The sequence below is a fragment of the Rhizobium sp. NPDC090275 genome (assembly GCF_044772225.1).
Lineage (GTDB): Bacteria > Pseudomonadota > Alphaproteobacteria > Rhizobiales > Rhizobiaceae > Rhizobium.
The window spans coordinates 122,821-136,355 of the sequence record NZ_JBIVYL010000009.1 but is presented as its reverse complement, the minus strand read 5'-3'; the positions used below and the strand labels follow the sequence as shown (position 1 = coordinate 136,355).

6 protein-coding genes are annotated in these 13,535 nt (G+C 54.2%); all 6 read right to left on the bottom strand.

The features are described from left to right. Positions 1–26 precede the first annotated feature (26 nt). The 6 genes from ACIQUB_RS22260 to ACIQUB_RS22235 all read right to left on the bottom strand — a co-directional run bounded on the left by ACIQUB_RS22260 (position 27) and on the right by ACIQUB_RS22235 (position 13,498). Complete coding sequence (locus tag ACIQUB_RS22260) at positions 27–680, bottom strand: hypothetical protein (protein ID WP_402932221.1); 654 nt, start codon at positions 678–680, stop codon at positions 27–29. Then, a complete protein-coding gene (locus tag ACIQUB_RS22255; RefSeq protein WP_402932219.1) occupies positions 680–3,823 on the bottom strand; it encodes a class I SAM-dependent DNA methyltransferase in 3,144 nt (1,047 codons plus the stop codon). The genes ACIQUB_RS22260 and ACIQUB_RS22255 overlap by 1 nt, the downstream gene beginning before the upstream one ends. Continuing rightward, entirely contained in the window at positions 3,820–4,110 is a 291-nt protein-coding gene (locus ACIQUB_RS22250) for an XRE family transcriptional regulator (RefSeq protein ID WP_402932217.1), read from the bottom strand. Before ACIQUB_RS22250 ends, ACIQUB_RS22255 begins: the two co-directional genes overlap by 4 nt. Positions 4,111–4,351: 241 nt before the next feature. After that, positions 4,352–6,082, bottom strand: a complete 1,731-nt coding sequence (locus ACIQUB_RS22245) for an AAA family ATPase (protein ID WP_402932215.1) — start codon at positions 6,080–6,082, stop codon at positions 4,352–4,354. Beyond that, positions 6,079–10,242 carry an Eco57I restriction-modification methylase domain-containing protein gene (locus tag ACIQUB_RS22240; RefSeq protein WP_402932213.1) on the bottom strand — a complete coding sequence of 1,388 codons (4,164 nt, stop codon included), beginning with the start codon at positions 10,240–10,242 and terminating at the stop codon, positions 6,079–6,081. The genes ACIQUB_RS22245 and ACIQUB_RS22240 overlap by 4 nt, the downstream gene beginning before the upstream one ends. Next, the gene (locus ACIQUB_RS22235) at positions 10,235–13,498 is read right to left on the bottom strand and encodes a helicase-related protein (protein WP_402932211.1); all 3,264 of its coding nucleotides are present in this window, start codon (positions 13,496–13,498) and stop codon (positions 10,235–10,237) included. Before ACIQUB_RS22235 ends, ACIQUB_RS22240 begins: the two co-directional genes overlap by 8 nt. Between the last annotated feature and the right edge of the window lie 37 nt (positions 13,499–13,535).

Here is a 13,535-nt window from a genome sequence, read left to right as displayed (position 1 = left end):
CAATACCGGGGAAACCATCTATGATTTCAATTTTTAGCACGCTTTATATTAGGGTAGGCCAAAACAAGATGGTAGCAATCAAAGGATTGAGAATAGGCCTTTCCCGCTGGAACTACCCGACTGTGATGCGAGACCCATGCAGGCTCCGATAGCAAATCTGTAATGGTAAAAAGCTCAGTTCCTAGTTTCTTCTGGATCGCAATTCGTGTGTCGTTGATCGTTCCTGAAAGAAGGAAACCGAGCATGGCGCCCGAGCTAGAAAAGGGCGCGTAGCGGCACGTTAGGAATTGTTCTTTGATGTCGCTCTCATATGCAGCCATCTGATTTGGTGTCTCGAGAATCTTCGCTTCTAGCGGCCACATCACACGCTCATCGGCGCGCAGCACGAAGGCAAGGTCATATTGAGGCGGTTGCGCAGGCTGCGGCGCCATCGTCTCGCGCTCATAGGGCCCGTGTTGGACGTAGAAAGGCTCATCGCCGGACAGCAAATCACGAATTCGAGGTTCCAGCAGTTGCGTAATGCTTCGTTCCGGATCGCGTCCATCGACAAACGGATTTTCCGATACCATCCGCTCATGCGCAGCCAACACGGGCTTGAGGATAATAATTGCCGGATTGCGCATCCAGCTGCAGGCCTGAGCGACAAATGCCGGGTCCACTGAAGAAAATCCGCCGGTCATTATTGGATAAACCCTTTGCCGGCGCCACTCTGTTGCCATCGGAAAAGATCCAGGGCGACTGCATCGCCGTCTTCAAGGGCCATGCTTCGAGTCCAAAAACGTGCCATATCGGGTTTGAGGATGAAAATCTTAGGTGTACCGCTGCTGCCATCATAAACGCGGGCCACCTTCCGAGCGTACAGTCCGCGCCGGGTCTTTTCGGAGATAAGATCGAGTGCTTCCATCTGCCGGATCAACTCAGCGCTAGTCACAGGATGAACATTGATAGAGCGCGGATCCGTATGTGTTTCCACAAGGCTAAAGGCGACGAGACGATAAGGCAGGGGCGCACCGCTCGCGGCTGTTTCAAAAATAGTCGCTTCAACCCCGCGATCATCTCCAAAGCCTGCCTTCAGAACGCGCACGAAATAGCGGCAGTAGTCTTCAAGCGAGGTGAAGCCCGATCCGGAACACTCGGTCGATTTGGTCCGCATCATGCCGGGCGATGAAGCGTCGCCACGAAAGTCTGGGACGACATAATTGAACATGTCTTCCACTAGGACGCGCTCGGCGTCTTTCAGCTCAAATGCCTTGAACACACGATCATCGACATCGGCAAGGCTATCGGCACCATCCAGCGCAATGTCATCAGGCTGGGGAAGCGGCATGTCGCGAATTTCGCTAATCAACGCTTCGGGCCGGTAGGCGGCGGTCCGCCCACTCGTCAGCTGCAAAAAATAAGTTGCAAGCATGCTATTGAAGGTAAGGCACGCCGCCTCGAGGACGCCCGTGGTTGCGTGGGCGGAGACGTAGCTTTGATTGCAAACAACCGCCTCCTGACGCGAGGATCGAGCAAGCCGCGCTTCAAATCGCGAGGAATGCGCCCGCCAGCTTCGCTTGATGATCAATTGCGGAAACGCGAAAGCGGCGTAATCGGTCGACATTCGGGCATCGAGCTTTAGAGGGCCGGCCAACGGCAGCCTATCGGCATCGAATTCCAGCAGACTTCCTGCTGCAAAATTCCGTTCGTCAAATAGGCGATGCTGGGCGAGGCTTAATACATCCTTCTTCTTGTCGCCATATTGAATGCCGCGGCTGCTTCGAACGCCTTCGGCCTCTAGTGATCCAAGCGTCGGATACCTCTGCAGTCGGCGCACAAGGGCGCGGTCCCGCGGACCGCCCCACATCAAGGTGGTCCATACCAGGGGATCCGAAACTGCTTCACGTACCGTCAGGGCACGGCGGTCCTGAGGCTCGATAACGATAGCAAACTCGTCCACAAGCGGTCTAGTGGACTTGGGGCTGACATAGACAATGCGATCGTCAAGAGAAGGCTCGCCAAGCTCCATGACAATCGCGCAGGCCGGCGACGTTGACCGTTTTGGCGTATGGGACTTACGTTTGAAGACTTTGAAGCGCAAGGCCGAGAGGTTGTAAATTTCCGTGATGCGGCGTCGCGAGAAAGTCTCCTGTCGAAATCGCTGTGCTGGCGGACTATCGTTGAACAGAATGGAATTAGCTGACTGAATCATCGCCAAGCGGCCGCCGTTGCGCAGCAGCATCGATCCCTTTGCTAAAAACAGACCACCGATGTCGTTGTTGGCAATCGTCCATCTAGGTTCCGTCGTCTTGGCCCATTCCTTGGCGTCTTCGGTCGCCAGCCCGTCGCCCCACGGCGCATTGCCAATAATGAGGTCATAACTCGCGCTTCCGACGGTAAAGCCGTTGCCGTCCTTGGCAAAAAAGTCGGAACATATCAGGCGGCGGTCGCGCATGGTTGGAAACACCACTTGCGTCCAGTAGTGGCGCGGCTCGATTTCATCGCACATCGCCAGATACAGGCTGAAGCACGCAACCCGAACCGCATGCGGATCCTTGTCGACGCCAAAAAGGTTGCGCTCTAGAAGACGTCGCAGCGTGTCCGCCCTGACCTGTTGGCCGGGATTGGCCTGTTTCCAGCGATGTACGAGCCGTTGAAACGCCTTAACGAGAAAGATGCCCGATCCGCAAGCCGGATCTAGAACCTTCAGATCCCAAACCGTGCCATGCCAAGGCAGGACCCGGTCAAGGACAAAGTCGACCAGATGCGGCGGCGTATAGAAAATGGCATCCCTGGCCGCACGCTCAGTGACGAAAGTTTCATAGATGCTGCTGATGAATTCAAGCGGAATGACGTCGAATGCGTATTGCGGCCACAACGCGCCTTGCCCCGAGGGCATATCAATTCGACCGCCGATAAAGTCCGAAAGCAAGCTGAGATGCTCCGCTCGGACGAGGCGCTGCTCGGTGGCCCAGCCCACCGCACGCGCCTCGGCCGTGTCGCCTTTGCCCGGGAATAGGTCGCCGTTAAAGCGGACATTTAGCCACTCAAACAGGCGATACGTATCGTCATAATGCTTCAGCAATTCCGAGAAATTACTGTAAACATGATTCAGCGTCCCGTCCTTAGAAAGGCGGGCGAGCTTGGCAGCATCTAGGGCTGCCGCCCCGTCCGTATCCTTGCGGTCGAACAAGAACTGAATGAAAATAACCCGTGCCAGCAAGTCATGGCAGACGTCGTCGTTAACAAGCCCCTCGGCGTAAAGTCGATCGCGTATGAAACGCAGATTGCCGAGCAGCATCTGGTCAGCACGACCATCGCGATCGAAGCGTTCGGCATGAGAGGCGTAAAAATCCCCGGAAACGAGGCTGATCCAGTGCAGCGCTCGCGTGGCTGCAATTTCGAGAGGAGTGGACCTGTTAAGCGCCTCGGGGGTCAGCGTATGGACCAACGCGTCACCGACGAGGCGTCCAGGCGTCGGCGCTTCGCAAGCGGTCCATACGCGCAGTAGATGCGGCTCGATCGTGATGAGGGTCGGGCTGTGCGAAAAGTTCCAAGCCAGCCTTTGAAGCTCCTGCAAGGTATTGTCACTGACGCCAGACGTAAATTCGACGACAACCGCCAAGGGCGGTTCGGTATCCGAGGATGCATGATCGGGCGTCAGAATGCCCACCTGCGCGTCCCGGCCATCTGGCCGTCTTGCGAGCACGCGGCCGATCTTCTCGCGAACCAAGGCAGCATAGACTGCTGGTCCCGCCCCAGTTGGATTCAGGACATCCTCCCGCCCTGGCCAGCCGAGCACTTGGGCTGCACGATCCAGCGTGATGCTTTCTTCCGCCGTCACGGTGTCAAATCCAGCGGTACTTGGCGATCTCCGCCGAACTGACCCGCACGCGCTCCGCCGCGTGGCTTTTTAGGATCCACAGCGACTGTGGCAATTGCCTGGCGAAAATCAAGTCCATGCGTATGCATGTTGGCAATCAAAGCGGCGATAAGCGCAAGGTGCGTTGGGCACTCGCCAGTGCGAGCGTAGTTGGAAATCGAGTTCGGGTTCATGCCAATCATAACTGCAAACGCGCGCACCGTAAGGCCAGCTTTTGCCAAGTCGGATAAAAATTCTGCATAGGCCACGCGGTAATGTCTCGGCACAGGGTTTTATGTAGCGTAGCACATAAATCTATGTAAGCAAGGTATCGGCGAGTCCCCGCGCTGTCGAAACTATTTATGGTCCGACACACACCAAACAATTTTCGAGGCTTTCTCAAACATCATTTGCAAGGGTTTTTCGATCGTATTCGTAGTGCCCTACAGCTCGGTGACGCTGAACTAGCCGTTGTGAACAGTGTAAAGTCAGACTCGGCAGGCCTCTTTTCTATCTTGGGATATGCTGCTGGAAATCAGCGTGAAGCTTTTCGACTGCATCAATCGCACCGTGAACTTCAGCAGCATTCAGGCTAACGGGAGTAGAATGCGAAAATGGGTTGAGTACAACCTTGCGCCAGAGCTTCAATGAGACGATTGCCGGATCAATGAGCGGTTTCATAGCGGTGCGACTGGCGTCGTTAAGCCAGGTTTCGATGGACGTTAGCAGTTCGTCCGAAGATAGTTGGCGTGGATCAATTCTGAACCGCACTGGGATGCTTTTGCGCTCACACAATTTCTTTAGGGCTAACTCGAAAGCAATTCGCGCATGCACGGCGGCAGCCGCATATTCGTTAAGACCGTGAAAACGACGTGCGGTTGCAAGGTTTGCAGCGATTGCATCAATGTTCGCTGGCCTTAGAACTGGGCGCGGTATCCCATCAGGCAGTTTCTCTTCAAACATCTCAACTGCCCCCCATTTCCCTTGGTCGGCAAGATGGAAGCGTGCCATCTCATACCAGACGCGATCATGAGTGAGCAGCACGATCTGCCACATGTCGAACTGCTGATCGAGCATGCGCAACACCGGCATGCGGTTCGATTGGTCCAAACCGATCAGCACGTCATCGAGTACGATTAAGCGCGGCGTGGTGGCTTGCTGTGTTGTTGGGCTGGCTTGTCGGCCGGAAAAATAAATAGCAAGCGCCAGCGCTGAAAGACGTGCCTCGTTTAGGAAGTTTTGCGGTCGGTCAATAGGCTGACCCAGGAATGTCAGCGTAACACCAATGTTCTTCGTTTCGATCCTTTGCAAAGGCGGAATGGTAGCTCGGTCTCGATAGGTTACCCCCGCAAAATCCAGCGATATGATTTTAATGTCGTCCCACCCAAGCTCCTCGAGCAGGGGGTTGATCTGAGGCTGCACTGCCGCGATGGCGTCGCGGATGCCCTGATTGATTGAGGGTAGCAAGGCCAAAACCTTCGGCTTCTCGGTTTTGCCGAGCTTCGTCCGCCCTCGCGCCTCGACATCCAACAACCGGATCAACTCCATCCAGAGATCGAGCAGTCGCCATTCACGGCCATCGTGCAGGACGGGATAGTCACGCAGAAGAATGTAAACGCACACGTCGAACAAATTCACCGCGCCATTGCCGTGACGGTAATTTGTCTCCAAAAGCGAACGGTAGTCGAGAACGGCTTTGCGGTAGGCCGAATTGACGACAAGCTGTTGGCCGCCTGTCGCGGTATCGATCGGGTGGCTTGTCTGATCCCAACGCACGGTCGCCGAATTGTCCGTAAACGCCACCTCAACTGACGCCGTATTGTATCGCGACACCTCTTCAAGAACACCCGACTTCAACGCTTCCAGCGCGAAGACTTCGCGAACATCAATCTCCAATCCAGCAGTTTGTATCACTCCTAGTTCATCCTCGAAATCGCTATGCACCTTGCAACGGATTTTTTGCGTGAACCGGTTCGAGAGGGAGGCCAGCCGGCTGCGACGTGTTTCGCTGTTTGCTAAAGGGCTAGGCAGTGCAAAAAACTCATCCAGCGCATGGAATACCGATGATTTCCCCGCGCCATTCTCCCCGTATATCAACAGGTTCTTGCCATCGAGAAGGAAGGTCACAGGTTCTGGGCCTGCGAAGGCGCGGAAGTCGCAGAGGGTAAGGGTTTTGATCTTCGGTGGGTCGATGGCAGGGGGTACGGCGGGTGCCGCGACTGGCGGCGCTATTGCACTCATTCCCGGCCCTCAATAATGCGAACGACGTCCAGGGTAGCAAGGTCGGAGAGCATGGTTCTTAAGGTGGCGCCGGGGACGAGGTGTGTGGCTGCGAAGTCTTCCGCCGCCTTCACCAGTTCCGTCCTTTCCAGGTCCGCGAGGTTGCTTAAGCCCGCCCGTTCCGCCTCATCGAAGAGAGTCAAGCCGCGGGCGTGCAGGTCGTCCTTGAAGAACAGTTCGTATACGAAGCCGTTGAGCAGCTGTTCGAGGCGGTTGTCGGTCCCGCGAGCCTCAATCGCTCGAATAGAGCAATTGACGAGCATTCGTTGAATCTGAGAAGCGGCGGGAATTGGTATCGGAGTTTGGTTCGTCAGAAGCGCCTGAATGAAGCCATTCTGGAGATCAGTACTCGTGGCCCTCAAGAACCACCAGTTCACAGGGCTGTTCAATATCGCAAGCACGTAACGATCGACGTTAGTGACAATGAAAAGAGCATCGTTTGTAAAATAGCCCTCCTCGTCGTATGCGTAAGTAGGCTTATCCATGAAGCGGCCCATAATTATCTTTGGCCGCAAAAACTCGCGCCAGTAATCCCTAAACCGCGCCATTGCATACCATTCATAGCGTATCCCAGTTTCAGCCTTATCTCGCGTAGACAGTTTTTCACGATGCTTCAGGAGATGCGCGTATACGGCCGGATATTCCTCGGAAAACGCTAATTCGGCCTCGTCAGAAGCAACTTTGATTTTGGGGTCGTCGTGAAGCGGGAAATGCCAGGGGATAAAGATAATCCAGCTGTCTTTAGATTCAACGCGCCATCTCTTTAGGTCACGCCCTCTCAAGTAGGGCTTGATCACTTCTGACGAACTTGGATGCTCAGAGATCAGCCGCTGTCGAGTTTCTGAATCGATTACGTAGGCTTGATTGAAGCCACTTTTCACTCCAGGATAAATGTGCCCCCCGACATATTGGCCGAGTGGCATTCCTGCCGCGCGTATGCGCTCCAGAAGCCCGCGCCTGGCCTGTGGCTCCAGCTGCCAGCCATCCAAAGCAAGCGCTTTCTGGGGCATGTTGAAGCCGATCTCGTCCACCAGTTCGGGGAAGCCGGGAATATCCTCGCGTGTCAATTCCGCCGGCCAGTTCATCACGCGGACCACGTCTTTCTCGCGCGGTGCAGGCACCGGAACCTCCCGCCTGCTGGCAATGAGAATGGTGGGATAGGCGATAGCGTCAAACACTGGAGCATCGCCAAAGTCGATAACGCGGCGCAATTGGGTATGCCGGTTCAGCCAGCCACGGAGATTCGTACCATATTTGGCACGATACCATTTATTAGAAGTGATAAAAGCAAAGGCTCCACCGGGGCTGAGCAGCTCAATGCCGCGCTGGATGAAATAGACGAACAGGTCCGCCGTGCCGGCATAGGCGCCAAGCACATTGCCCTTCTGGTCCTTTCTACCGTAAAATTTCTGCAATTGCGGCTTTTGCTCCTTGATCGCCTCTTGCCGCACATAGGGCGGATTGCCGATGACCAAATCAAACGGTCCGACACGATAAGAGTAGGCTGTCGCCTCAGTTTTCGGCTGCTCAAGAGCGAACATCCATTCTGGATCGAAAAAAGGTGCTGCTGCATTCTGGTCAAACGGGTCCCATGCCGCCATCTGATTAGCGTCCTGCTCGGAAAGACCATGGTCGGACTTTAGCAGATCGGCTAGCTCATCGCGCAGCGCGCCAATATTCTCGCGCCGGGCAAGCTTGGTCTTTGAGTTGCGAGCGGAGAAATAGCGCCCATTCATTACCCGCAGTTCGGCTTCTTTTTCGGCGATCTTGGTGTTGCGGAACAGATCGGCTTGGGCCTTTCGCTCGATTAGGATGAGGCTATTGGCGGCAACGAGCTTGGTTTCAAGGTTGGGCAGCGCTGTGATGTTGAGGTTGTCTGCATTGTCGAAATCAATCTTCTGGCTCACCACCAGAGAGATGAAGAAGCGCAACTTGGCGATCTGAACCGCGATAGGCTGGATATCGACGCCAAAAAGGCATTTGTCGATGAGATAGAGTTTTCGCGCGTAATCCGGCTTGTTAGTGTCGGAGAAATCCCGGTCGAGTTTGGCAAGGGCTGATTCAGCTTCCTCGATCCGCTGTTCCCTGTCGGAGGGGTTCACCGTGGCATGGGCCGCCTTCAAGCTTTGCTCCAGCGGCTTGCGGTTCTGTGACTTCCAGCGCACATTGTCCGGGTCCAGCCGGTGCAGCACATGGATGAGCTTCTGCAACAGGCCCATGGGGAATGCGCCGGAACCGCAAGCCGGGTCCAAGGCTTTGAGGCTGTCGATGGCTGCGATCAGCTGGTCCGTCTCCGTTGGCGTGAATGGATTGCCGCTCTCCTTGTACGAGAGAAGATTGCGCAGGCGCTTGCTGAGATCGCTAGTGTCCGCCGTTAGGCTGGCCGGATCGCCGCTGGCAGGCTTACTGAGATCAAACTCGCCTGGCATCGCCATATCCATTGCCTGCTGGCGCGGTTTGCTAGGCGTTGGCCGTGCCGGTGCTGCCGCCAGTCGCCGCTCGAAATGCGCGACCAGTGCCTCATCGACCATGTAATCGACGACTTCGCGCGGCGTGTAGAACGAGCCGGACTTCTTACGAGCCGTGGTGCGGGTATCGGCATTGTAGCTCGCGAGCAGGTTCTCGAATACCTTGCCCAGCAGTTCAGGATCGAGCGCGACCTCTTCCTCGACAGGGGTGTTCTCCTCGACCGTAAACTTATACCGGGAAAACAGTTCGATCAGGCCATCGGCCTCATAAATCTTCCCCTTGGTGTCGTAGTCTGCATTGAGATCGACCTTTTCCTTCGCCGCGAAGAAAATCTTGTTTGGTACTTTCAGCGGATTTTCGACTCGCTCGGAGAAGCCATCGATCCGGATGACATCGTGTTTACCTTCCTTAACAAGACGCTTCTTCAGATCCGGGTTGCGTTCAAGATCAGGAACGGACACTTGGCGGTCGAGGCACTCGAACAGGCCGCCGTTGAGGAATGGTACCGTCCTGAACAGGCGGAGGGCTGTATCCGGGTCGCGGAAGGCATCACGGAAGCGATAGACCGTATGGATGAGATATTGCCCGTCTAGCCCGCCGCTTGTACCCTTTGTGCGCCAATCGCGGTTTTCCGACATCTCAGTGTTGAGCGTGGCGAAAAACAGGTTTTGCAACACCGCCTTGTAGTAGGTACTGCTGTCGCGCTGGCTTACCGGGTCTTCGTTCAATAACGCTTTAAGCTCGGCCTGATCGAATAGCGCATCGGGCACCAATCCCTTTTCCTTGATGAACCAGACAAAGATCAGCCGGGTGAGCAGCCTTATGACGGCGATCTGGTTCTGCGCCTCAAAGGCTTCCTTCTTGGCCTTTTCAGTCGTCTCGTTCTCGTGCGCTAGAACTGCTGCCGGAAACTCGACGATCTTCGTTGACCAGAAAAACCAGTTGGCAAGTTCACCATAGAATTTCTTGTTCAGCGTCTGCGCCGACAATGCCTCCATCCAGCCATCATAGAGATCGCGGAAGTTCGTTGGCGTACCCTTCCCACGCACCTTCACGCTAGCCAGTGCGATATCGCAGAGGATATCCACATGGGCACGATGCGGGTCGGTGAAATTGACGTCCTTCACGATCGAGATGCGCTTTTCGATCACGTCGCGCGAGCCATCCTTTTTGTTCGGACGGCGGTCGATGACTGCGAGCGACACGAAACGGCCGTGCCGGAACAAAATGAGCGCAGGCATGGGGAAGATTCGGTTGATCTCGCGCGTGACGCCGGCAAGCTCGGTTCGGCTCCACTCTTCGCCTTGCAGTTCGATGGTGAGGAAGACGAAAGACTCGATGATCGAATTGCGGTAGTCCTGCTTACCCGAAATGAGGTCGGGATTGCCTTGAACCAGCATCGGGATTTCGTCGTTGGTTAGCTGGAACAGCAGATCAACGCGGTTCCAAGCCTCGACTCTGGCATCCCGTTTCGAGTCCAGCTTGCCGTCGCTGTCGACTAAATTCAGGAATGATGACGGCTTTCCATCAAGATCGACGGTTTTGCGGCTTGCATAGCCAAGCAGTCCGAATAATTCGGTTCCGGCTTCCTTCGTTGTGGTGGTGGCAAACGCTTGCAGCGCGGTCCGAACCTTTGACCGAGTTTCAGTCATTTCCGGTCTCCTCGGTCTGCATGATCACCAACCATGTGACTAGATCGAAATCAGCGGCCGTTTTCGGCAACTTGGAATCGTCTACCAGCTTGCCACCTCGGCCCGCAAAGAGGTTCCCGAGGTTCTTTCTGTCAGTCTGTGATGCGATCGCGCTGATCGCTGAATCCAACAGCGTGCTGTAGCGTTTCATGTCGCGCCCATCGTCTGTCTGCGCATCGAACAGTTCGCACAGCTTGGCGTAGGGCGCGCTCTTGCCCTGGCAAAGGGCACGGAAGATTTCAAGCACCTGCTTTGGCGCTGTGAAATTGTAGCGCACTTCACCATCGTCGCGGACATAGACGAGAAAATAGGGCTGAAGCGGATTGACCGCCTCAGCGCCGGCCGACGTTGCTCGTTGCTTCAAGCAGTAAATTGTTCCCGGCTGGACGATTGGAAAATTGATGTTTGTAGGGACAACAGCGTAGAGGCCGAGAGGAGCATCCTCCAGCCGCTTACGGTTTGCCTCGATGAAGCCCATGAGTTCTGCGCGGAAATCATCGAGCGTGAATTCACTGAGTGCGACTGACTCGTTGAAGTCTTCAAGATCAAGGACTTCATCCTTCAACCTAAGCAATTGCTTGTCGCGATATCGAAGGTCATCGTGCACAAGTTCCTCGATTTCCTTGGCGTTCAGAATGTTGTCCTCATTGGTCGCTGCGATATCAACGAGTGCCATGCGGGCCTCGACCCGGTTTTTGAGGTTTATGTATTTGTTGAGATCGGGTGTCGGCCAAAAGTTCACGAGCTGGATTTCGTGATTGAGGCTGCCGATACGGTCAATGCGTCCGAAGCGCTGGATTATGCGGACCGGATTCCAGTGGATGTCATAGTTGATGAGGTAATCGCAGTCCTGAAGGTTTTGCCCTTCTGAGATGCAGTCTGTGGCAATCAAAATGTCGATCTCCCCCTCTTGCGGCATGGACTTAAGCTTTTCGCGCTGCTTGGCGCGAGGGGAGAAGTTGGTCAGAATCTGAGAAAAATCGGGCTTTCCAAATGTAGTACGGTTGGGTCTCGCCCCACCTGATACAAGCGCGATATGAAGGCCCAAAGCTCCACGCGCCCATTCTTCCAATGCCTCAAAAAGGTAAGTCGCAGTGTCCGCAAAAGCGCAGAAAACAATAACCTTGCGATTATTCTCGCCTTTCCTATTGCGGTCTGGGTGCCGAACCTTGTTTTCGATCAATTTTTTAAGCTTCGCCAATTTGGCGTCTCGAGAGGTATCGACTGCTTGAGCGGCGTCGGACAGCAAGGAAAGCTGCTGTTTGTCGGTCGCGAGGTCCTTGAGCCATCGATCAACATTAAGGTGAGCCATATCGAACTTAAGCTTGGACCCGACCTGGAACGCCTCGGTCAGATCGTCATCGTCTTCATCCTCGACAGCGAACAGGTCTGGTTGAAGAGCCTGCTCGGCTGCCTTCGCATGTGCCTGATACGCGCGGAGCCTCTCCTCCAACACCTCAATTTTGGCGACAGTCCTCTCCATAGTGATAGCGAACGCGTGGACCGAGCTCTCCAAGCGCTTTAGGAAATTTACTTTTATCATCCCGATAAGAAATTTCTCGCGATTAGCCTGCGAGAAATTTCTGACCTTCCGTTCTTCATATTGGGCGGCGTAATCGGAAAGAACGTAGCGAGAGGGGTTGAAAAGAGAGAGTTCGTACTTGGAAATCTCATCGTTTAACCGGTCATACGAGAGAAAACGGCCTTTAAGGTCTATTTCAGAAAACACCGATTCCGGCTTCCGCCGCTTCGGAAAGTGGCCAATTTTTTCGAGCGATGAACGGTAGTATTTCTTGATGTGGTTCCGGGACCGAGCGATCGTCAATTCGTCTAGCAACGTGAAGAACGAAGCTGGCAAGCGATCCATGAGATCTCGCGCTTCTCGTTCTCCGCTTCGACGCGCCCATTCCATGAATGTCTTCTGGGCGATTGAAAGCGTATCTTTGATACTGTTAACGGCCAAATCCGGAGCAAACGCGGCGTCACGGCCTTCTGTAACAAAATAGATTTGATTGCGAAGATCGGCCAGATCGTTGTTTACTGGCGTCGCCGATAGCAAGAGAACCTTTGTCTTAACGCCTCTCCGAATGACATCGTCCATCAGCCGTTCGTATCGGCTCTTGCGGATAATGTTTCCGTCGTCGTCACGCCTACCTTTTGTATTGTTTCTGAAGTTATGAGACTCGTCGATCACGACCAAATCGAAATTGCTCCAGTTGATCGAAGATAGATCGACTCCGTCAACCCTTCCGGATTCACGCGAAAGATCAGTGTGCGAAAGGACCGTGTAACTGAAACGATCCTTGAGAAAAGGGTTCAGCTCACTGTTGTTTTGCGCCAAGAAAACGGTCCAGTTGTCGCGCAATTTTTTCGGGCAGAGGACCAGAACTCTGTGATTCCGAAGTTCGAAATACTTGATGACAGCCAGCGCCGTGTAGGTTTTTCCTAGACCCACGCTATCCGCGAGAATGCAGCCATTATGCGCATTAATCTTGTGGATCGCTCCTTTAACTCCATCTTTTTGAAAATCAAAAAGAGCCTTCCATATTTCCGTGTCAATGATTGCAGTCTGCTCGAACAGCGCAGCATCTGCATCCTGGCCTGAAATAAACCGCTCGAAGACATGATAGAGTGTCTTGAAATATATGAACTCAGGTGCGTGGTTTACGTAAAGCTGCTCGAGGTATCGCAAAACCTCGTCTTTAACGTCTGATACAAGGTCTTTATTTTCCCAAATAGTATCGAACCATGCCTTCAAATCGGTGCGGTCTCGATCGCTATCAACGACGAGATTCAGCTCTAGGTTAGGCGATTTTGAAAGGCCCAACCCACGTCGCGTGAAATTGGAGCTGCCGAGCAGAGCGTGCTCGCGGCGCCCGTCGTCAACGTGATACATCTTTCCGTGCAAGAAATTTGCATCAACAACGGACCGAATTTGCACCTTTTCTCTTAGCCAGCTAGCGCAGTCGAACGCAACCTTACGCTGGGTAAGGCGATTGACAAGTTCCAGGCCATCGTCGTCGATGGAGAAGTGCTTTCTCTCAGTTTTTTCAGGGTCGAGGGATGCAACAAACCGTGGTTCGCCGAACAAAAACTGTAGGCTTTCAATGCCCTCTAGCCGAGCACTCAAAGCCTCGTATGCGTGTATTGTAAAGTAAGCCGACACGATCGAGAGCTTGCACCCCTCAGCTATTCTGAGGTTCAGAAAATCAGCCACGCTGCCGCGTGAATGGTTGTCTCGAATTCCGCTAAAA